This is a genomic window from Streptomyces sp. LHD-70, assembly GCF_031157275.1.
In the GTDB taxonomy this organism is placed as follows: domain Bacteria; phylum Actinomycetota; class Actinomycetes; order Streptomycetales; family Streptomycetaceae; genus Streptomyces.
On the sequence record NZ_JAVIFW010000005.1, the window covers coordinates 119,269 to 141,153 of the forward strand.

General features: G+C 70.9%; 16 protein-coding genes. 4 read left to right on the forward strand and 12 right to left on the reverse strand.

The window, feature by feature from the left end:
* Positions 1–9: 9 nt before the first annotated feature.
* The 8 genes from RCO28_RS11230 to RCO28_RS11265 form a co-directional block, all read right to left on the reverse strand.
* On the reverse strand, positions 10–1,635 hold the full coding sequence (locus RCO28_RS11230) for a thiamine pyrophosphate-binding protein (protein WP_308940900.1): 1,626 nt from the start codon (positions 1,633–1,635) through the stop codon (positions 10–12).
* Positions 1,636–1,647: 12 nt separating this feature from the next.
* On the reverse strand, positions 1,648–2,424 hold the full coding sequence (locus tag RCO28_RS11235) for an SDR family oxidoreductase (RefSeq protein ID WP_308940901.1): 777 nt from the start codon (positions 2,422–2,424) through the stop codon (positions 1,648–1,650).
* A 26-nt stretch (positions 2,425–2,450) separates the two neighbouring features.
* Complete coding sequence (locus tag RCO28_RS11240; RefSeq protein ID WP_308940902.1) at positions 2,451–3,191, reverse strand: SDR family oxidoreductase; 741 nt, start codon at positions 3,189–3,191, stop codon at positions 2,451–2,453.
* Positions 3,184–3,705, reverse strand: a complete 522-nt coding sequence (locus RCO28_RS11245) for a cupin domain-containing protein (protein WP_308940903.1) — start codon at positions 3,703–3,705, stop codon at positions 3,184–3,186. The genes RCO28_RS11240 and RCO28_RS11245 overlap by 8 nt, the downstream gene beginning before the upstream one ends.
* Positions 3,706–3,708: 3 nt before the next feature.
* The gene (locus RCO28_RS11250; protein WP_308940904.1) at positions 3,709–4,506 is read right to left on the reverse strand and encodes an alpha/beta fold hydrolase; all 798 of its coding nucleotides are present in this window, start codon (positions 4,504–4,506) and stop codon (positions 3,709–3,711) included.
* Positions 4,503–5,300 (reverse strand): aspartate dehydrogenase domain-containing protein, encoded by a 798-nt coding sequence (locus RCO28_RS11255; protein ID WP_308940905.1) that lies wholly within the window; start codon positions 5,298–5,300, stop codon positions 4,503–4,505. The genes RCO28_RS11250 and RCO28_RS11255 overlap by 4 nt, the downstream gene beginning before the upstream one ends.
* The gene (locus tag RCO28_RS11260; protein WP_308940906.1) at positions 5,297–6,205 is read right to left on the reverse strand and encodes a VOC family protein; all 909 of its coding nucleotides are present in this window, start codon (positions 6,203–6,205) and stop codon (positions 5,297–5,299) included. Before RCO28_RS11260 ends, RCO28_RS11255 begins: the two co-directional genes overlap by 4 nt.
* A 208-nt stretch (positions 6,206–6,413) precedes the next feature.
* Positions 6,414–7,925 carry an aldehyde dehydrogenase family protein gene (locus RCO28_RS11265; RefSeq protein ID WP_308940907.1) on the reverse strand — a complete coding sequence of 504 codons (1,512 nt, stop codon included), beginning with the start codon at positions 7,923–7,925 and terminating at the stop codon, positions 6,414–6,416.
* A gap of 299 nt (positions 7,926–8,224) precedes the next feature.
* Between RCO28_RS11265 and RCO28_RS11270 the strand changes: the two genes are divergently transcribed.
* Complete coding sequence (locus RCO28_RS11270) at positions 8,225–9,622, forward strand: MFS transporter (RefSeq protein WP_308940908.1); 1,398 nt, start codon at positions 8,225–8,227, stop codon at positions 9,620–9,622.
* Between the two features lie 193 nt (positions 9,623–9,815).
* Here RCO28_RS11270 and RCO28_RS11275 read toward each other — a convergent pair whose 3' ends face one another.
* From RCO28_RS11275 to RCO28_RS11290, 4 genes are all read right to left on the reverse strand, one after another.
* On the reverse strand, positions 9,816–11,441 hold the full coding sequence (locus tag RCO28_RS11275) for a glycerol-3-phosphate dehydrogenase/oxidase (RefSeq protein WP_308940909.1): 1,626 nt from the start codon (positions 11,439–11,441) through the stop codon (positions 9,816–9,818).
* Positions 11,442–11,488: 47 nt separating this feature from the next.
* Positions 11,489–13,024, reverse strand: coding sequence for a glycerol kinase GlpK (gene glpK, locus RCO28_RS11280; protein ID WP_308940910.1), 1,536 nt, complete (start codon positions 13,022–13,024; stop codon positions 11,489–11,491).
* Positions 13,025–13,091: 67 nt separating this feature from the next.
* Positions 13,092–13,856: an MIP/aquaporin family protein gene (locus RCO28_RS11285; RefSeq protein WP_308940911.1), complete on the reverse strand. Its 765-nt coding sequence runs from the start codon at positions 13,854–13,856 to the stop codon at positions 13,092–13,094.
* A gap of 435 nt (positions 13,857–14,291) precedes the next feature.
* Complete coding sequence (locus tag RCO28_RS11290) at positions 14,292–15,056, reverse strand: IclR family transcriptional regulator (RefSeq protein ID WP_308941235.1); 765 nt, start codon at positions 15,054–15,056, stop codon at positions 14,292–14,294.
* Between the two features lie 351 nt (positions 15,057–15,407).
* Here RCO28_RS11290 and metH point away from each other — a divergent pair, with 351 nt between their 5' ends.
* The 3 genes from metH to RCO28_RS11305 all read left to right on the forward strand — a co-directional run bounded on the left by metH (position 15,408) and on the right by RCO28_RS11305 (position 21,803).
* Positions 15,408–18,920: a methionine synthase gene (gene metH / locus RCO28_RS11295; protein WP_308940912.1), complete on the forward strand. Its 3,513-nt coding sequence runs from the start codon at positions 15,408–15,410 to the stop codon at positions 18,918–18,920.
* 205 nt (positions 18,921–19,125) lie between these two features.
* Positions 19,126–19,830, forward strand: coding sequence for an HAD family phosphatase (locus RCO28_RS11300; protein ID WP_308940913.1), 705 nt, complete (start codon positions 19,126–19,128; stop codon positions 19,828–19,830).
* Positions 19,831–20,195: 365 nt separating this feature from the next.
* Positions 20,196–21,803: an ABC transporter substrate-binding protein gene (locus RCO28_RS11305; protein ID WP_308940914.1), complete on the forward strand. Its 1,608-nt coding sequence runs from the start codon at positions 20,196–20,198 to the stop codon at positions 21,801–21,803.
* Positions 21,804–21,885 lie beyond the last annotated feature (82 nt).

Here is a 21,885-nt window from a genome sequence, read left to right on the forward strand (position 1 = left end):
GCGGCCTCCCTACGCGGTGGGGATCTTGACGGGCGGGGTGAACGGGTTCTTCATCGGGCCGAGCGCCGTCAGGTCCACCTCGACGAGCACGGGCCCGTCGGAGGCGACGGCCTGGTCGATCACCGGCCCGGCGTGCTCGGCGTCCGCGATCCGCAGATACGGCAGCGCGCAGGCGCGGGCGAGGAGTTCGAAGTCGGGCGTGGCCAGGTCGACACCGGAGCGGCGGTCGGCGTACCGGTCCTGCATGTTGCGCAGCACGCCGTAGCCGCCGTCGTTGAAGACCAGGAGGGTCAGGCGCGGGCGCTCCTGGGCGAGGGTGAGGAGTTCGCCGAGGTGGACCGCGAGGCCGCCGTCGCCGGCGATCACGACCGTCGGCCGGTCCGGGGCGGCGAGCGCGGCCCCGATGCCCATGCCGAGGCCCTGGCCGATGCCGCCGCCGCGCGGGAAGACGTTCGCCCTCGGGTCGTACATCTCCAGGAGGCGGTTGCCCCAGCTGCTGGAGGCGATCGTGACGTCACGGGCGACCACGGCGTCCCGGGGGAGCGCCGCCCGCAGCGCGTCGCAGATCGCGGCCTGCGGGCCGATGTTGTCGTGCAGGGCCGACCGGACGTCGTCCCGCACCTGCCGCACGCGTTCGGTCCACGCGGGCTCGGCGCGGCGGGCGTGCGGCAGCAGGGCGTTGAGGGTGTCGGCCGCGTCGCCGTGCAGGGCGTGCGTCGCCGGGTACACGCGGCCGAGGGCTGCCGCGTCGACGTCGATCTGGATGTGCTGCTCCGGAACCTGCAGCCCGTAGTCGGCCGTCTCGTTGGACCGGAAGTGCGTGCCGACGGTCAGGAGCAGGTCCGCGTCGGCGAGCAGCGCGCGGCCCGCGGGGGTGGTGGCGAAGTTGCCGATGACCTGCGGGTGGTCCTCGGGGACGCTGCCGCGCCCGGAGTTGGAGGTGAGCAGCCCGGCGCCGGTCGCCTCGACGAGCGCGGCCAGTTCGGTACGGGCCTGCACCGCGCCGCCGCCCGCCCAGATCAGCGGACGTTCGGCGGAAGTCAACAGCTTTGCTGCGGCGGCGAGTTGAGCGGGGTCGGGGGACGGGGAGGGCTCCGCGTCCAGCGCGTCCGGCGAGTCCGTCTGGGCCGCGAACTGCAGGTCGATCGGCCACTCGACGCTCGCCGGGCCGCCCGGCGCGGCGAGCGCGGCGGCCGCCGCCTCGCGCAGGATCCGGCCCGCCTCGTCGGCGGAGCGCACGGTCGCGGCGTACTTCGAGACCGCGGTCAGCATGCCCAGCTGGTCCTTGGTCTCGTGGATGAAGCCCCGGCCGCTGCCCAGGAATTCGGACTCGACCTGGCCGGTGACGTGCAGGACGGACGTCCCCGAGGCCAGCGCCTCGACGAGCGAGCCGGCCGCGTTGCCCGCGCCCGTGCCCGTCGACGTCAGCGCGCAGCCGATCGAGCCGCGGGCCCGGCCGTAGGCGTCGGCCGCGTTCACGGCGGTCGCCTCGTGCCGGACGGGCACGAAGCGCAGCTCGCGGTCGACGGCCTCGACCAGCGGCAGATTGTGCACCGAGACGATCCCGAAGACCGTGTCGATGCCGAGTTCCCTCAGGACGGCGACGAGGAGCGCGCCTCCATGGTCGTAACGCATGCGCAGTACTCCTCAGAGAATGCCGCGGCCGACTCCGCCGCAGACGTCGATGCTGGTTCCGGTGATGTACGAGGCCCGTGGCGAGAGCAGCGAGACGATCGCGTACGCGACCTCCTCGGCCCGGCCGAGCCGCCCGAGCGCGATGCCCCGGTCCGCGGCGAGCTCCGCCTGCCAGTCCTCGTACGAGAGGCCGGAGTTGGCGGCGGCGTGCCGTCGGGTCCACTGGCCGGTGTCGACCAGGCCCAGGCAGACCGAGTTGACCCGGATGCCGTCCGAAGCCAGCTCCTGGGCCAGGGACTTGGACAGGTTGAGGATGCCGGCGCGGGCCGCGCTGGTCGTGATGAGGCGCGTCTCGGGCTGCTTGGCGAGGACGGCGTTGACGTTGACGACGGACGCCGCGTCCGAGGACTTCAGGTGCCCCCGGGCCGCCTGCAGCGGGTGGAGGACGCCCGCGAACTTCAGCTCCAGCTCGTCGCGCCAGTCGTCCGCGGTCGTGTCGTCGAGGCGCTTCATGCGGGACTGCCCGGCGTTGTTGACGAGCCCGTCCACGCGCCCGCCGAAGGCCTCGGCGGCGCTGTCCACGAACTCCCGTACGGCGGTGGCGTCCCGTACGTCGCACACCGCGGTGAAGAGCCGCTCGTGCTCCCCGATGCGCTTCAGACGCTCGGCGTCGCGGCCGCAGGTGGCGACGTTCGCGCCCTCGTCGAGCAGGGCGCGGACCGTGGCCAGGCCGACGCCCGAGCTGCCTCCGGTGACCACATAGGTCCGGTCGGCGAGGCCCAGATCCATAATCCTTCTCCAGTACGTCAGTTGGTTCAGTGCATGGTGAAGCCGCCGTTGACGGCGACCACCTGTCCGGTGAGGTAGCGGGACTCCTCGGAGAGGAGGAACGCGGCGAGCCCGACCAGGTCGTCCGGCTGCTGCGGCCGGGAGATCGCCCGGTTCGCGGCGTACAGGCCGTGCCGCTCCTGCGGGACCGTCTCCGTCGCCTCGCACTCGGTGAGGCCGGGCGCGAGGGCGTTCACGGTGATCCCGCGCTCGCCCAGCTCCCGCGCCATGGCCCGGGTGAGGGCGATGACGGCGCCCTTGGACGCGATGTAGTGGGCGAGCCGGGGCGAGCCGTAGAGCGCCGCGTCCGAGGCGATGTTCACGATCCGCCCGACCGGCCCGAAGTGCGGGTGCAGGGCCTTGGCGACGAGCCAGGGGCCGCGCGCGTTGACCGTCATCAGGCGGTCCCAGGTCTCGATGTCGATGTCCTGGAACTCCTTGCCGCCCACCCCGTTGGCGAGCGCGGCATTGTTGACGAGACCGTAGAGACCGCCCAACTCCCTTACGGATTCGGCGAGTCCGGTGACCGAGTCCGGGTCGGCGACATCGCAGCGTACGAAGTGGGCGTCGATGCCCTCGCCCCGCAGCTGCTCCGCCGCCGCCTCGCCCCGCTCGGCGTCGACCTCGGCGACGACGACCCGGAAGCCGTCCTCCCCGGCCCGGCGGGCCATGGCCAGTCCCAGGCCGCGGCCCGCCCCGGTCACGACGACCAGGGGGCCGTCAGTCACGGGTGATCCCGTACAGCGGGGAGTACTCGGGGTACGTCGGGACCTGCGGCTTCTGCGTGCCGATGACGACGCAGAACAGGGCGTCGGTGTCGCCCTCGTTCTTCAGCGAGCGGGTCACGCCGGCCGGGACCACGATCATGTCGCGGTAGCCGAGCGTGCGGTACTCGACCTCGTCGGGGCCGCGGTGGACGCCCACGCGGACCTCGCCCTCCAGGACGAAGAACGCCTCTTCGACGTCGTGGTGGGTGTGGGCCGGGCCCTCGCCGCCCGGGGGCAGCAGCATGTTGGAGAACGTGAAGCCGCCCGACGGCAGGATGCGGTTGTCGCCCTCGTGGTTGCCGGTGGCGCCGGAGCCCACGTACCGGATCTGCGCGCGCTTGTACTGCGGGCCCGCCTTCTCCTGGAAGGAGAGGGTGCCCCAGTCGGGCTCGCGGGACTCCTTGGAGGCGATCAGCGAGTCGGTGTACTTGCCGAGGTCGCCGCCGTTGTCGTACTCGGTGGTGGTCAGAGGCATGGCTCAGCCCTTTCGCTGGTGCGTGCTTCGCTGGTTCGTGACGATGTGCAGGTGGGACAGGACCCAGGCGTTGAACCGCTCGGGCTGTTCCTGGTTGGCCAGGTGACCGGCGTCCTTGACGATCACGTAGGCGCATTTGTGCAGGCCCCCGGCGAGGACCTGGGAGGCCTCGACTCCGGTGACCGTGTCGCGGTCGCCGCAGACCACGAGCGTGGGCGCGGTGACGGCGGACAGTTCGGGGCGCAGGTCGGCGGCGGCCATCGAGGCGGCGGCGTGCCCGTAGCCGGGCAGCCGGACCGCGCAGGACATGGTGTCGACGACCCGCTGGACCAGTTCGGCGGGCGCATCCGGCGAGACGAGCCGGGGGCCGCGCTGCGCCGCGAAGGCGCGCGGCCCGAGCTCGGCCAGCTCCGTGGCGCGCGCCCGCATGCCCGCGGCCTTCTCCGGATCGGTACCGGAACCGGCGCTGGAGTCCGCGACGATCAGCGAGGCCACCAGCTCCGGGTGCCGGGCGGCGAGCCGCAGTGCGATCACGCCGCCCCAGGAGACGCCGAGGACGTGCGCGGGCTCGCCGTACGAACGGATCGCCTCGGCCGCCGCGTCCGCGAACCCGTCCAGGTCCAACTCGCCGTCCGGGTCCGGGGACTTGGCGTACCCGGGCGCGTCCCAGGCGACCACCCGGGCGTACGCGGAGAGCGCGTCCAGCTGCGGCGCGAAGGCGGCCGAGGACGAGCCGATGCCGTGCAGGCAGAACAGCAGCGGCCCGTCCGTGCCCGCCTCCTCCAGATGGACCGGGGTCACAGGATCTGCCCCGTCCGCCCGGCGAGCGCCGCGAGCGAGCGCAGGACCGCGTACGGCACGACCTGGCTGGTCGCCGGGTTGCCCGGGTCGGGCGCGTGGGCCACCTCGAAGCGGTACGCGCCGTGCGTGCCGGAGGCCTCGACGACGTGCCGCGTGCGGGTCGCGCCCGGGTCCGCGACGACCCGGACCCGCACAGCGTCCAGGTCGCCGACGGCCAGCGCGACCGAGGCCGCGACGTTGGTCGACTTGGGGAACTTCACCGGGACGTCCCGCGCGGTGCCCGCCATGACCTCGACCGGTCCGGTGGCCGACCTCATCCGGGCCAGCAACTCCTCGTCCATCCACGGCTGTTCGAGGGTCGAGGGCAGCTTGGTGGTGGTGAGGCGGACGTCTTCGAGCGGGCCTAGGTGCCGTACGGCCTGCAGCAGATCGAGTCCGCCGACGGCGCCGCCCGTGAAGTACACCCGGCCGGGCCCGGCCGCGAGCAGCCGCTTGGCCAGCTCGTCGTCGGTGAGGGCCCCGGTGGAGGCGATCAGCAGATCGGTGCCGGAGGTGAGGACACGCTCGGCCCACTCCCGTACGACACCCTGGCCCGCGGCCTCCACGATCAGGTCACATTGCTCGACGGCCTCCTCGAAGGAGACCTGCGGCGCGGGCGCGGCCTCGCCGAGCGGCCGGTTGTCGACGAGGCACGTCAACTCGGCGCCCTGAACGTCCCCTTGGGTCAGCGCGGTGCCGACGACGCGGCCGATGGCGCCCCAGCCGACGAGCCCGACCTTCAGAATCCTGGTCACTTCTGCTCTCCTTCCGGCCGACCGGCCATGTGGCAGCGGATCTCCTTCGACGGCGGCCCGGCCGTGCCCCACAGGTCGGACAGCTCCGGCACCCGCCGCCACACCTTCGCGATCCAGCGGTCCTCGACGACCTGCGCGACCTCGGAGGTGTACTCGCAGACGAGCCCGGTCGGGTCGGTGAAGTAGGAGAAGGTGTTGTTGCCCGGCCCGTGCCGGCCCGGCCCCCACTGCGGCACGATCCCGTGGTGCCGAAGGCGCCCCAGGCCCCGCATGAAGTGGTCGACCGAGCTCATCTCGTACGCCACGTGGTTGAGGGAGACCCACTCGGCCTGGTTGAACGCGATGCAGTGGTGGTCGGCGTTGCAGCGCAGGAACGCCATCTGGTGCTCGGACCAGTCGGAGACGCGCAGGCCGAGCACGTCGCAGTAGAAGGCGACGGCCGCGTCGATGTCGGGGGTGTTGAGGACGGTGTGCGTGACGCCGACCGGCACGGCGGCCTCCCGGCCGCGCGGGGCGACCGCCCAGGTGTCGGCGGACAGCTCGATGAGGCGGCCCTCGTGGTCGTGGAAGCGCAGGCCGTAGCCGCCGCCGACCTGGTCGAGCGGGCCAGGACCGGCCACGGGCGTGATGCCGCGGGCCTCCAGCCTGCGGGCCGCCTCGTCGATCTCGGCCGGGGTGGCCACGGCGAAGACGAGCCGGCCGAGCCCGGTGCGCTCGGAGCGGGACAGTTGCAGGGCGTGGTGCTCCTCGCCGGTGCCGCGCAGCCAGCTCGCGCTGTGCTCGGACTCGACGACCTCCAGGCCCCAGGCGTCCTCGTAGAAGTCGGTGGCCTCGGCGAAGGCCGGGGTCAGCAGCTCGACGGAGCGCAGGGCGCGCAGCCGGGCGATCGGGGGATGATTGCTCATATGAACTCTCCGACGGGGGTGGTCAGGGCCTGTCGTTTGGGTCAGGCCGGATCTGGTCGGCGGTGCCGGTCGGTCGAGGTGAGCGGGGTCTGGTGCGTGCAGCTGCAAGGCGGAGGAGGGCGACATGGCGGAGCCATGGCAACCGACGACAACGCGGCAGATGTGCGTGCCAGGGCCCGCGCCCCCGGCAAGATCCAAACGGCAGGCCCTAGTTGGCCCAGGGCAGCGGGGACGTGGAGGTGCCCCAGTAGAGGGACTTCTGGCGCTGGTACTGGCGGATTCCGTCCCGGCCCTTCTCCCGGCCGAGGCCGCTGTCCTTCATGCCGCCGAACGGCGTGGAGATGCTGAACTGCTTGTACGTGTTGATCCAGACGGTGCCCGCCTCGATCCGGCGCGCGATCCGCCAGGCGGCCCGGTGGTCCCGCGTCCAGATCCCGCAGGCCAGTCCGTACACGGAGGCGTTGGCCCGGTCGACCAGGTCGTCCTCGTCGTCGAAGGGCAGCGCGACGAGCACGGGCCCGAAGATCTCCTCCTGGCAGACCCGGGCGTCGTTGCTCAGGCCGTCGAGCACGGTCGGCAGGTAGTACGCGCCGTCGGCGTACTCGGGGCCCTCCGGCACCGCCCCGCCGGCGAGCACCCGGGCGCCCTCCGAGCGGGCCAGATCCACGTACGCGGCGACCGAGTCCCGGTGCTTGTGGTGCACGAGCGGCGCGACCTGCGTGGCCGGGTCCGTACCGGGGCCCACCCTCAACTTGCCGACCCGCTCGGCGAGTTCACCGACGAAGTCGTCGTACAGCGCACGCGCCACGAAGAGCCGGGAACCGGCGATGCAGGACTGGCCGCTGGACGAGAACACCCCGAACATCACCCCGGCGAGGGCCTGTTCGACGTCGGCGTCGGCCAGGACGACCGTCGGTGACTTGCCGCCCAGCTCAAGGGAGACCGGCATCAGCTTCTCGGCGGCCGCGTGGGCGAGGGTGCGCCCGGTCGACGTGCCGCCGGTGAACGACACCTTGCCGACCCGGGGATCCCGCACGATCGCGTCCCCGACCACGCTGCCGCGCCCCGGCAGCACCGCCAACAGGGCGGTGGGCAGGCCGAGTTCGTCGAGCGCCCGGGTCACCAGGCGGCCGAGCGCGAGCGACACGAGCGGCGTCCAGTCGGCGGGCTTCAGGAGCACCGCGTTGCCGCCGGCGAGGGCCGGGGCGAGCTTCTGCGCGTCGCTGGCGACCGGCGAGTTCCACGGGTTGATCGCCCCGACGACGCCGATCGGCTCGTACACGCTCATCGTCACGTACGCCCCGCGCGCCGGGGTGAGGGACTCCTCGGCGGTCTCCAGGGCGGCGGCGGTGTACCGGAACGTACCGGCCGCGCTCGCGACCAGGGCACGCGTCTCGGTGAGCGACTTGCCGGTGTCGGCGGTCTGCAGCGCGGCCAGGCCGTCCGCCTCCGCGTCGATCAACTCCGCGATACGGGTGAGGAGTCGGGCGCGCTGGTGGGGGAGCAGGTCGCGCCAGCGGGGGTCGGCCGCCGCCTCGGCCGCGGCCTCGGCCGCCTCGGCGACCTCCTCGACGGTGGCCGCGTGCACGGTGGCGAGCGGGCGTCCGGTGGCCGGGTCGACGGTCTCGGTCGGCGCGCCCGCGCCGCGGCGCCAGGCTCCGGCGATCAGTGCCTCGTCCGGGGGGACCGGGAGCGCCTCGTCCGGGGGAGTCGGGTTCATGCGGGTCTCCTTGCAGCGGCTTGCAGCGGCGGTCCGTCTCAGCACTAGAAATCTAAGGGCTTAAGTATTTTCGGCGCAAGACCCTGTCGTGACTTCTTTCGCTGCCCAGACTCTTGACGACCCACGGGAGGGGGGCGATACAACTTAAGCGCTTAGAAACTTTGCGCTAACCCGAAACGTCCGCTCGGGTTCCGTACACCGGCGACAGCGAGCAGAATCTGCGCTGCGCCGTCCTCTCCCGTGACCCCTCCCGTACCCCGTTCGACGTTCCCGCTCCCTCATCGCCGCGGAGTCCCCGTATGACGCTCAACGCCCCCGACTCGCCGCCCCCCACGCCGGGCAGTGCCGTCCGGGCCTCGATTTCCGCCCGCTTCGAGAGACTGCCGCTCAGCCGCTGGCACGTCACCGTCCGCCTCATCGTCGGCGCCGTGACCTTCTTCGAGGCCTTCGACCAGCTCCTCATCGCCTACGCGATGCCCGAGCTGCGCGCCGAGTGGCAGCTGTCCACCTCCGCCGCCACGCTGATGCTCACCATCGGCTCCCTCGGCATGCTCGTCGGCGCGCTCCTGTCCGGCCGGCTCGCCGACCGCATCGGCCGCGTCAAGGTCATCGCCCTCTGCATCGGGATCTCCAGCCTCGCCAACCTGGCCCTCGCCGCGACCACCTCGCCCGAGCAGTTCATGGCGCTGCGCTTCGTCCAGGGCCTGGCGATCGGCGGTGAGGTCCCGGTCGCGGCCACCTTCATCGCCGAGATCACCCGCACCCACAAGCGCGGCCGCTTCGTGCTCCTGTACGAGCTGGTCTTCCCGGCGGGCCTCACCGTCGGCGCCCTCGTCGCGGCCTGGGTCGTGCCGATCCTCGGCTGGCGCTGGATGTACGCGCTCGCGGCGATCCCCGGGGTCCTCTGCATCCTGGTCCAGAAGATGGTCCCGGAGTCCCCGCGCTGGCTCGCCGACCACGGCAGGACCGAGGAGGCCGAGGCGACCATGGTCCGCATCGAGACCGCGGTCGAGCGCGCCACCGGCAAACCGCTGCCCCCGGTCGGCGAGGCCCTGCCCGTCACCCCGCCCGGCAAGGGCTCCTCGGGCCTGCGCGGCCTCTTCAGCGGCCGCTACCGCCGCCGCACCCTCATCGTCGGCGCCCTCTGGTTCTGCGGCTACTTCGTCAACTACGGCATCTCGTCCTGGCTGCCGACGATCTACCTGAACCGCTACGACCTCTCCCTCTCGGACGCCCTGCTCTACTCCACGGTCACGTCCTGCGCGGGCCTGCTCGGCTGCCTGGTCGTCGCCCTCACCGTGGACAAGGCCGGTCGGCGCAAGGTCATCACCGCCTGCCTGGGCGGGGCCGCGGCCGTGCTGCTCCTGCTCGCCTGGCTCGGCGCGAACACCCCGGTGCAGGTCCTGATCTGGTCGTCCCTCGCCGCGGTCTTCTTCTTCGGCGCCAACATCTGCCTGTACGTGTACACGCCGGAGCTCTTCCCGACCCGGATGCGGGCCCTCGGCAGCAGCGTCGGCGGCGCCTTCAACCGCCTCGGCGTCATCTCCGGCCCGATCGCGGTCGGCGCGGTGTACGCGGGCGGCGACATCGGCACGGTCTTCCTGGTCCTGGGCGGAGTCGCCCTCGCGGGCGCGGTCGTCGCGGGGATCGGCGCGGAGGAGACGGCGGGACGCCGCTTGGAGGAGGTCTCACCGTGAGGCCCGGCGGGGCGTGATCTTCCCTTCCGGGTCTCACCGTGCGGCACCGTCGTTCGGCTGCCGCGCCGTCGTGGCTGGTCGCGCCCCGCGGCGGAGCCGCACATGTCACAGCCCCGCGCCCCTATCGGGGCACGAGCATGCGTGAGGGGCGGTCCCCCGGTGACCGCCCCTCACGACTCCCTTGCCGGGAGGCCTACTTCTTCGCGTCCAGCATGGACTCGACCCCGCCCCGCACCTCGTCCGTGGCCAGGCCCCGGATCGTCAGGGTCGTACGGCGCCGCAGCACGTCGTCCGCGGTCTCGGCCCACTCGTGGTCACGGGCGTACGCGACCTGCGCCCAGATCTCCGGGGCGTCCGGGTGTATGCGCTCCGCGAGCGCCGGGTCCTCGTTGGCCAGGCGCGCGATGTCGAAGGACAGCGAGCCGTAGTGCGTGGCCAGGTGCCGCGCCGTGTCGGCCGACATCCGCGGACCCGGCGTACCGCCGTCCACGAGCAGCCGGTGTGCCACCGCGTTCGGGTTCGAGATACCGGGCAGCGGCAGCTTCTTGGGCAGCTGCGAGATCGGCTGCATGTCCTCGCCGAGCGGGTGACCGGGCAGCTCCGCCAGCTTGTTCATGATCGTGCGGCCGATGTGCCGGAACGTCGTCCACTTGCCGCCCGCCACCGACAGCATGCCGCCGCGGCCCTCGGTGACGACCGTCTCGCGCTTCGCCTTGGACGTGTCGCCGGGACCGCCCGGCAGCACCCGCAGACCCGCGAAGGAGTACGTGATCAGGTCACGGGACAGCTGCTGGTCGCGGATCGAGAACGCCGCCTCGTCCAGGATCTGCGTGGTGTCCTGCTCCGTGACGGACACGTCCCGCGGGTCGCCCTCGTACTCCTCGTCCGTGGTGCCGAGCAGCAGCATGTCCTCCCAGGGCAGGGCGAACGTGATGCGGTACTTGTCGATCGGCGTGGCCAGGGCGGCCTTCCAGGGGGCGGTGCGCTTGAGGACCAGGTGCGCGCCCTTGGAGAGGCGGATGGAGGGCGCCGCGTTCTCGTCCTCCATCCGGCGCAGGTGGTCCACCCACGGGCCGGTGGCGTTCAGCACAAGCCGGGCGTTCACGCCGAACTCGTCACCCGACTGGCGGTCCTTGAGCTCGGCGCCCGTGACCCGGCCCTTGGTGAAGCGCAGGCCGGTGACCTCGGCGTGGTTGAGGACGACGGCGCCCGCCTCGACCGCGGCGCGGACCGTCATCAGGGCCATCCGCGCGTCGTTCATCTGGTCGTCGCCGTACACGGCCACGGCCTTCAGGTTGTCCGTGCGCAGCTCCGGCACGTCCTGCGCCGCCTTCGACGGGGACAGCAGGTGCCCGACGCCGTCGCCGAAGGCCGACAGGGCGCTGTACGCGAAGACGCCCGCGCCCAGCTTCGCCGCGCCATGCGGGCCGCCCTTGTAGACGGGCAGGTAGAACGTCAGCGGGTTGGCGAGGTGCGGTGCCACCTGGCGGGACACCGCACGCCGCTCGAAGTGGTTCTCCGCGACCAGCTTGACGGCGCCGGTCTGCAGGTAGCGCAGACCGCCGTGCAGCAGCTTGGAGGAGGCCGACGAGGTGGCACCGGCGAAGTCACCGGAGTCCACGAGGGCCACCCGCAGGCCGGCCTGCGCCGCGTGCCAGGCGGTGGAGATGCCCAGGATGCCGCCGCCGACGACGAGCAGGTCGTACGTCGCCTTCGCCAGCTGCTCGCGAGTCTCCGCGCGGCTCGGGTGGGAACCGCCCGCCGGGCGCAGCCCGAGCGCCGGGTAGGCGGGGCCGTTCTGCAGAGTGGGGGTACTCATGGGTGTTTGCTCCTCGTCAGCTCGTCCTCGAGGCCGAAAGCGCCGGGTCAGTCCCCGGAGGTCTCGTCCTCGATCCAGCCCATGGTCCGCTCGACGGCCTTGAGCCAGTTCTTGTACTCGCGGGCCCGCTGGTCCGCGGGCATCCGGGGGGTCCACTCGGCGGCCCGGCGCCAGTTGGCGCGCAGGGCGTCGGTGTCCGGCCAGAAGCCGACGGCGAGGCCGGCGGCGTAGGCCGCACCGAGGCAGGTGGTCTCGGCGACCATGGGGCGCACCACCGGCGCGTCCGTGAAGTCGGAGATCGTCTGCATCAGCAGGTTGTTGGAGGTCATGCCGCCGTCGACCTTGAGGGCCGCGAGGTCGACGCCGGAGTCCTTCGTCATGGCGTCGGTGATCTCACGGGTCTGCCAGGCGGTGGCTTCCAGCACGGCGCGCGCGATGTGCGCCTTGGTGACGTACCGGGTGAGACCGGCGATCACACCGCGGGCGTCGGAGCGCCAGTACGGGGCGAAGAGACCGGAGAACGCCGGGACGAAGTACGCGCCGCCGTTGTCGTCGACCGACGACGCGAGCGTCTCGATCTCGGCGGCGGACTGGATCAGGCCCATCTGGTCCCGCATCCACTGCACGAGGGAGCCGGTGACGGCGATGGACCCCTCAAGGGCGTAGACGGGCTTCCTGTCGCCGATCTGGTATCCGACCGTGGTGAGCAGTCCGTTGTACGAGTTCACGGGCTCGTCACCGGTGTTCATCAGCATGAAGGTGCCGGTGCCGTAGGTGGACTTGGCCTCGCCCTTCTCGAAGCAGGTCTGGCCGAACAGGGCCGCCTGCTGGTCGCCGAGCGCGGACGCGACGGGCACGCCGTCGAGGACGCCGCCCTTGGTGTGTCCGTACACCTCGGCGGAGGAGCGGATCTCGGGGAGCACGGCGGCGGGGATGCCGATGGAGCTGAGGATGCGCTCGTCCCAGGCCATCTCGTGCAGGTTCATCAGGAGGGTGCGGGAGGCGTTGGTGACGTCGGTGACGTGCACGCCGCCCTCGGTGCCACCGGTGAGGTTCCAGATGACCCAGGAGTCCATGGTGCCGAAGAGGATGTCCCCGGCCTCGGCGCGCTCGCGCAGGCCTTCGACGTTGTCGAGCAGCCAGCGCACCTTCGGGCCCGCGAAGTACGAGGCGAGCGGCAGGCCGGTCTCGCGGCGGAAGCGGTCCTGGCCGACGTTGCGGCCGAGCTCCTTGCAGAGCGCGTCGGTGCGGGTGTCCTGCCAGACGATGGCGTTGTGCACCGGCTCGCCGGTGTTCTTGTCCCACATCAGCGTGGTCTCACGCTGGTTGGTGATGCCGATCGCCTTGACGTCGGCGGAGGTGATCCCGGCCTTGGCGATCGCCCCGGCGACCACGCTCTCGACGTTGGCCCAGATCTCCTTGGCGTCGTGCTCGACCCAGCCCGGCTTGGGGAAGATCTGCTCGTGCTCGCGCTGGTCGACGGAGACGATCCGGCCGTCCTTGTCGAAGACGATGCAGCGCGAGGACGTGGTGCCCTGGTCGATCGCCGCGATGAACGGGCCTGCGGTGTGTGCGTCGGTCACTGTGTGCTCCAGAAGTCTCATGTACGGCGGCGCTGTGCGCTCGTCCGGTCGGTGGTCCGGTGGCTGCTCAGGCGAAGGCGACGTTGTAGATGCCTGCCGCTATGGCACCGCCCAGGAGCGGGCCGACGACCGGGATCCAGGCGTACCCCCAGTCCGATCCGCCCTTGTTGGGCAGCGGAAGCAGCGCGTGCACGATGCGCGGGCCGAGGTCGCGGACCGGGTTGATGGCGTAGCCCGTGGGCCCGCCCAGGGAGAGACCGATACCGACGACGACCAGGGCGACGATCAGCGAGCCGGCCCACGAGACACCCTTGCCGTCGTCGCTGAGGCCCAGGCACAGGATCGCGAGCACGAGCACGACAGTGGCGATGACCTCGGTGACGAGGTTCTGCAGGGGGTTGCGGATCTCGGGGGAGGTGAAGAAGACGCCGTGCACCGGCCCCGGGTTGGCGGTCTTCTGCTCGGCGACCTCGGGGTCGTTCAGGTGCAGCTTGAAGTGGCCGTAGTACGTGAGCCAGACGAGCACCGCGCCGATCATGGCGCCGAGCAGCTCGCCCCCGAAGTACGCCGGGGTGTCCGCCCACGTGGGAGCGCCCTCACCGCCCCTGAGGACGATGCCGACGGTCACCGCCGGGTTGAGGTGCGCGCCGGACTGGGCGGCGATGTAGGCGCCGGTGAGGACCGCGAAGCCCCAACCGAACGTGATGGCGACCCAGCCGGCCTGGAAGGCCTTCGAGCGCTTCAGCGTGACGGCGGCGCACACGCCACCGCCAAGGAGGATCAGAACAGCGGTACCGATGGTCTCGCTGATGAAGATGTCGGAGCTGGACACCCGCGACTCCTTTGTCCGTCCAGGGGAAGGCGAACCACGGGTCCCGCCGGTGGTTCGCGCCCTCAGGCTGAGGGCGTTGGCCCGATCCGCCTTGCGACACCCTACCTTGCATTACCGGTAGGTGTTCGACAATGCCGACCGATGAACGGCAGTTTTGCCTCCGGGTTAACTGGACGTCAAGAGGTGGGGGAGGGGTGTCGCGATCGTTATCGGCGGCCGGTCACGGGGGGTGCCGGAGCGCGCACGTCCGGCGGTTGAACCAAGCCCGTCCGGTCTCGGAGGAGCGGGGCCAAATCCAGCCCGTCTGGGGGTACCTCCCGGCCGGAGGCTGGGGGAGCTTGAGGACGAGGCCGCAGGCCGAAAGGGGAAGCGGGGTCCGGGGGCGCAGCCCCTGGGGGTGCCGAGCCCCGGACGACGGTGCGGGTACGAGCCCGGCTAGAAACGCCCCGCGCCCAGATCCCGGGAGACGGCACGGGCGCAGTCACGTACAGCCGCGACCAGCTCCGACCGCAGCTCACCACCCGCACAGACCCGCTCAACCGCACCCGTGACACCCACCGCGCCGACCGGCATCCGGCGCCGGTCGTGGATCGGCGCCGCCACCGAGGCCACGCCCTCCCACGTCTCCTCGACGTCGTCGGCCCAGCCGCGCGCCCGCGTCAGGTCGAGGGTCCCCTCGAACGCGTCGAGCGCGGTGACCGTACGCGGAGTGAAGTCCTTGCGCTCGGCCTCGACGGCCTCGCTGTGCGCCACCGGGTCGTACGCGGAGAGGACCTTGCCGAGGGCCGTGGAGTGCAGCGGCTGCATCGCGCCGACCTCAAGGACCTGGCGGCTGTCGTCCGGCCGGAAGACGTGGTGCACGATCAGGACGCCCTGCTGGTGCAGCACGCCCAGGTAGACGCTCTCGCCGCTGGAGCGGGCCAGGTCGTCCGCCCAGACCAGGGCGCGGGCGCGCAGCTCGTGCACGTCCAGGTAGCTGTTGCCCAGGCGCAGCAGTTCCGCGCCCAGCTGGTAGCGCCCGGAGGCGGCGTCCTGCTCGACGAAGCCCTCCTGCTGGAGGGTGCGCAGGATGCCGTGCGCTGTGCCCTTGGCGAGGCCGAGCGAGGAGGCGATGTCGGAGAGGCCGAGGCGTCGCTCGCCGCCCGCGAGCAGGCGCAGCATGGCCGCCGCGCGCTCGAGCGACTGGATGTTCTTCGCCATCGCGTCGGCTGCCTTCCCTCTGTCGGGGCGTACGTCCGCCCGGTCCATCCGTCGGTTCATGCCCTGTTCGGCAATGCTGAACACTATCGGCCCATGCCGAACTTGTCCTAACCCGTGACGCGGTCTTCTGCCGTTCCGCGTGCGGTGGTTGTGGGCGTGTCGCCCGCGAGATTGTGCCTGTAGCCGGATCCGGGCCCCGCGCCGGGTGTACTCGAACGCGACCTGGCAAGGTCGCTGTCTGCCAGCTGGACGCCCTTCACAGAGGGGGTGGCCTCCCGGCTACCCTGGCGGCGTGCGGCTTCCGCCGGTAGCCGCAAAGCCGACAGCCGTCGCACTCCAGGGAGATCGTCCATGGCCTCGCAGCCGACCCCCGTACTCACCAGCGCCGCCCGAGCGGACGCCTTGCGTGCCGCCCTCGCCTCCCGTGTGGTGGTGGCCGACGGAGCGATGGGCACCATGCTCCAGGCACAGGACCCCTCGATGGAGGACTTCCAGCAGCTCGAGGGCTGCAACGAGGTCCTCAACATCACCCGGCCCGACATCGTCCAGTCGGTGCACGCCGAGTACTTCGCGGTCGGTGTGGACTGCGTCGAGACCAACACGTTCGGCGCGAATTTCGCGGCCCTCGCCGAGTACGACATTCCCGAGCGGGTCTTCGAGCTGTCCGAGTCGGGCGCCCGCATCGCCCGCGAGGTCGCCGACGAGTACACCGAGTCCACAGGGCAGCAGCGCTGGGTCCTCGGCTCGATGGGCCCCGGCACCAAGCTCCCCACCCTCGGCCACGCCCCGTACGTGAAGCTGCGCGACGCCTACCAGCAGAACGCCGAGGGCATGATCGCGGGCGGCGCCGACGCCCTCCTGGTGGAGACCACCCAGGACCTGCTGCAGACCAAGGCCGCGATCCTCGGCGCCCGCCGCGCCCTCGACGCCACCGGCGCCAACCTGCCGGTCATCTGCTCGGTCACCGTCGAGACGACCGGCACGATGCTCCTCGGCTCCGAGATCGGTGCCGCGCTTACGGCCCTGGAGCCGCTGGGCATCGACATGATCGGCCTCAACTGCGCCACCGGCCCGGCCGAGATGAGCGAGCACCTGCGCTACCTCGCCCGCCACTCCACGGTCCCGATCGCCTGCATGCCCAACGCGGGCCTGCCCGTCCTCGGCAAGGACGGCGCGCACTACCCGCTGTCCGCCGAGGAGCTGGCCGACGCCCAGGAGACCTTCGTCGGCGAGTACGGCCTGTCCCTGGTCGGCGGCTGCTGCGGTACGACGCCGGAGCATCTGCGCCAGGTGGTGGAGCGGGTGCGGGACTTGACGCCGACGGTGCGTGAGCCGCAGCCCGAGCCGGGCGCCGCTTCTCTCTATCAGACGGTGCCGTTCCGTCAGGACACGTCGTACATGGCGATCGGTGAGCGGACGAACGCGAACGGGTCGAAGAAGTTCCGTGAGGCGATGCTGGACGGCCGCTGGGACGACTGTGTGGAGATGGCGCGGGACCAGATCCGTGAGGGCGCGCACATGCTGGATCTGTGTGTGGACTATGTCGGCCGGGACGGTGTGGCGGACATGGAGGAGCTGGCGGGCCGTTTCGCGACCGCGTCCACGCTGCCGATCGTGCTCGACTCGACTGAAGTGCCGGTGATTCAGGCGGGGTTGGAGAAGCTGGGTGGCCGTGCGGTCATCAACTCGGTGAACTACGAGGACGGTGACGGGCCCGAGTCGCGTTTCGCGAAGGTCACCGAGCTGGCCCGCGAGCATGGTGCGGCGTTGATCGCGCTGACGATCGACGAGGAGGGCCAGGCCCGCACCGTCGAGAACAAGGTCGCCATCGCCGAGCGGATCATCGACGACCTCACCGGTAACTGGGGCATCCGTGAGTCGGACATCCTCATCGACACGTTGACGTTCACGATCTGCACGGGGCAGGAGGAGTCCCGTAAGGACGGTGTCGCCACGATCGAGGCGATCCGGGAGTTGAAGCGCCGCCGCCCGGACGTGCAGACCACGCTCGGCCTGTCGAACATCTCTTTCGGTCTGAACCCGGCCGCGCGGATCCTGCTCAACTCGGTGTTCCTGGACGAGTGCACCAAGGCGGGTCTGGACTCGGCGATTGTGCACGCCTCGAAGATCCTGCCGATCGCCCGCTTCGACGAGGAGCAGGTCACCACGGCCCTGGATCTGATCTATGACCGTCGCAGCGAGGGTTACGACCCGCTGCAGAAGCTGATGGCGTTGTTCGAGGGCGCGACGGCGAAGTCGTTGAAGGCGGGCAAGGCGGAGGAGCTGGCCGCGCTGCCGCTGGAGGAGCGGCTCAAGCGGCGGATCATCGACGGTGAGAAGAACGGCCTGCAGGCCGACCTCGATGAGGCGCTGCAGGACACTCCGGCCCTCGACATCGTCAACAACACGCTGCTTGAGGGCATGAAGGTTGTCGGTGAGCTGTTCGGCTCCGGGCAGATGCAGCTGCCGTTCGTGCTGCAGTCGGCCGAGGTGATGAAGACGGCGGTGGCGCATCTGGAGCCGCACATGGAGAAGTCGGACGCGGAGGGCAAGGGCACCATCGTCCTGGCCACCGTGCGCGGCGACGTCCATGACATCGGCAAGAACCTCGTCGACATCATCCTGTCCAACAACGGCTACAACGTGGTCAATCTGGGCATCAAGCAGCCGGTCTCCGCGATCCTGGACGCCGCCGCGGAGCACCGGGCGGACGTGATCGGTATGTCCGGGCTCCTGGTCAAGTCCACGGTGATCATGAAGGAGAACCTGGAGGAGCTCAACCAGCGCAAGATGGCCGCCGACTTCCCGGTCATCCTGGGCGGCGCCGCCCTCACCCGCGCCTACGTCGAGCAGGACCTCCACGAGATCTACGAGGGCGAAGTCCGCTACGCCCGCGACGCGTTCGAGGGCCTGCGCCTCATGGACGCCCTCATCGCCGTCAAACGCGGCGTGCCCGGCGCGACCCTGCCCGAACTCAAGCAGCGCCGCGTCAAGGCCACGTCGAACGCCGTGGTCGAGGAGCGCCCCGACGAGGGCCCCGTGCGCTCGGACGTCTCCGTCGACAACCCGCTGCCCGAGCCGCCCTTCTGGGGCACCCGCGTCGTCAAGGGCATCCAGCTCAAGGAGTACGCGTCCTGGCTGGACGAGGGCGCGCTGTTCAAGGGCCAGTGGGGCCTCAAGCAGAACCGCACCGGTGACGGACCCACGTACGAGGAGCTCGTCGAGACCGAGGGCCGCCCGCGGCTGCGCGGCTGGCTCGACCAGCTGCAGACCAAGAACCAGCTGGAAGCGGCCGTCGTCTACGGCTACTTCCCGTGTGTGTCCAAGGGCGACGACCTGATCCTGCTCGGCGACGACGGCAACGAGCGCACCCGCTTCACCTTCCCCCGCCAGCGCCGCGGCCGCCGCCTCTGCCTCGCGGACTTCTTCCGTCCCGAGGAGTCCGGCGAGACCGATGTGGTCGGCCTCCAGGTCGTCACCGTCGGCTCCAGGATCGGCGAGGCCACCGCCGAGCTGTTCGAGGCCAACTCCTACCGCGACTACCTCGAACTCCACGGGCTGTCCGTGCAGTTGGCCGAGGCCCTCGCCGAGTACTGGCACGCGCGCGTCCGTTCCGAGCTCGGCTTCGCCGGTGAGGACCCGGCCGCCATCGAGGACATGTTCGACCTCAAGTACCGCGGCGCGCGCTTCTCCCTCGGCTACGGCGCCTGCCCCGACCTGGAGGACCGCGCGAAGATCGCCGACCTCCTGGAGCCGGGCCGCATCGGCGTCGAGCTGTCCGAGGAGTTCCAGCTGCACCCCGAGCAGTCCACCGACGCGATCGTGATCCACCACCCGGAGGCGAAGTACTTCAACGCCCGGTAGGAACCGGCAACGCCGGTAGGAACCGGCAACGCCGGTAGGAACCGGCAACGCCCGGTAGGAACCGGTGGCGGCTTTATAGCGAGGCACTTCGACCAGCGGGGACGTACACTGGTCGGTCCAGCGCAGGCCGGTCGGCGACGGAGCGGGTGAACCTACCCGCGACGCTCCCGACCGGCCTTCTCGTCCCTTACGGAGGTGTGCCCGGATGACCAGTACGGTCCCCGTAGTCGGTACCCGAACGGCCGAAGGCTCTGCCCTGCAGGCAGTGCTCCTCGACATGGACGGCACGTTGGTGGACACCGAGGGCTTCTGGTGGGAGACCGAGGTCGAGGTCTTCGCGAAGCTGGGCCACGCCCTGGACGACTCCTGGCGGCATGTCGTCGTCGGCGGGCCGATGACCCGCAGCGCCGGTTTCCTCCTGGAGGCCACCGGCGCCGACATCACGCTGCCCGAGCTCACCGTGCTGCTCAACGACGGCTTCGAGGACCGCATCAGCCGCAGCCTCCCGCTGATGCCGGGCGCCGCCCGCCTGCTCGCCGAGCTGGCCGCGCAGGACGTACCGACCGCACTGGTCTCCGCCTCCCACCGCCGCATCATCGACCGCGTCCTGGACTCCCTCGGCCCGCAGCACTTCGCCCTCACCGTCGCGGGCGACGAGGTCGAGCGCACCAAGCCGCACCCCGAGCCGTACCTCGCCGCCGCCGCAGGGCTCGACGCCGACCCCTGGCGCTGCGCCGTCGTCGAGGACACCGCCACCGGGGTCGCGTCCGCCGAGGCCGCCGGATGCCGCGTCGTCGCCGTACCGTCGGTCTCCCCGATCGCGCCCGCAGGGGGCCGTACGGTCGTCTCCTCGCTCGAGGACGTCGACCTTACGTTTCTCCGCGGCCTGGTCCAGTTCCCCATCGGCTGAGGCGGCATCGGCGGACTGCCCCGGAATGACGGGAGTTCAGCCCGCACGACACATCCGGGCGTGAGCTTTGTCACGTATGTGCCGGTCGACAAGGCTCGCCCGATGTGCTGAGGGGCTTACGGGGCAAGGGACTTGCGTGACCTTGTGTCCCGATTCATCGCCGCGTGCACGAAAACTTCCCCGGTTCGGTATTCGGTGCGTCCACATCCGCTGTCACTGCGTGATTACCGTCCAACTCCGGGCGTCTCCAGCGTTCCTGACAGCGCGGACTAATCTCGTCGCGAGAACATCGCCCTGCCTCCCGTGCCTCCCCGACCCACCCCTGTCGCGGAGACCGCGGGAATGAACGTTGGAGAAATCCGAGCATGAACCGCAAGACTCTGGTGCTGCCGGCCGTCATCGGCCTGCTCGCCCCGGTCCTCGCCGCCTGCGGCGGACCGGACGGCGGCAGCGCGAGCGACGACGCGATCGTCGTCGGCACCACCGACCGGTTCTCGGCCTCGGGCGACACCCCCGCCCCCTTCGACCCGGCCTACGCGTACGACGCGAGCTCCTGGAACGTACTCCGGCAGACCGTGCAGACCCTGATGCACCTGCCCCGCGGCGGCGGCGAACCCGAGCCCGAGGCGGCCGAGCGCTGCGGCTTCACCGACAACGGCAACGAGCGCTACGAATGCACGCTCCGCAGCGGCCTGAAGTTCTCCGACGGCAGCGAGCTGACCGCCGACGACGTCAAGTACTCCATCGAGCGCGTCCTCGCCATCAAGGACAAGAACGGCCCCTCCGGCCTCCTCGCCGACATCGACACCGTCGAGACCAGCGGCGAACGCAAGGTGATCTTCCACCTCAAGGCCGCCGACGCCACCTTCCCGTACAAGCTGGCCACCCCCGCCGCCGGCATCGTCAACCCCGACGCGTACGACGCGAAGGGCCTGCGCAGCGGCTTCGACATCGACGGATCCGGCCCGTACACCCTCAAGACCGAGGTCGAGAAGAACACCGTGGTGAAGGCCGTCTTCACCAAGAACCCGCACTACAAGGGCAACTTGACGCCCAAGAGCGACAACACCATCGAGCTGCGCCCCTTCGACGACGCCGACTCCATGGGTGACTCCCTCAAGAGCGGCGACATCGACCTGATGGCCCGCGGCGTCACGCCCGAACAGATCCGCACCCTCTCCGGTGACGCCGACGACCAGATCGACGTCGTGGAGATGCCCGGCCTGGAGATGCGCTACCTCGGCTTCGACACCGACGCCCCCGCCGTCAGGAACAGGGCCGTCCGCCAGGCCATGGCCCAGCTCGTCGACCGCGGCGAGATCACCTCCAAGGTGTACGGCACCGCCGCCGAGCCCCTCTACTCCCTCGTCCCGGCCACCATCACCGGACACACCAACTCCTTCTTCAACGAGTACGGCGACCCCAGCACCGCCAAGGCCCGCGCCCTGCTCGACAAGGCCGGCGTACAGACCCCGGTCGAGCTGACCCTCCACTACACGTCGGACCACTACGGCCCCGGCACCAAGGAAGAGTTCGAGCTCCTGCAGAAGCAGCTCAACGCCTCCGGCCTCTTCGACGTGGACATCAAGGGCACCGACTGGCTGAAGTTCCGCCCCAATGAACTCGACGGCGAGTACGCCGTCTACGGCATGGGCTGGTTCCCCGACTTCCCCGACGCCGACAACTTCATCGCCCCGTTCCTCGACAAGGACAACTTCCTCGCCTCCCCGTACGCGAACAGCAGGATCCGCAACACGCTGATCCCCGAGTCCCGCCAGGAGACCGACCGCCTCTCCGCGGCCGAGCCCATCGAGGACGTCCAGGACATCGTCGCCCGCGACGTGCCGGTCCTCCCGCTCTGGCAGGGCAAGCAGTACGTCGCCGCGCGCGACGACATCACGGGCGTCGAATGGGCCCTCAACTCCTCGTCCAACATGCAGCTCTGGGAGTTGGGCCGCGGCGTCGGCGGCTGACCCCGCAGACCGTGCCCCCGCCAACACCCCTGTGCACAGCACCAGTTGAACCCGCACCACTCGAACCACTGCGCACCAAAGG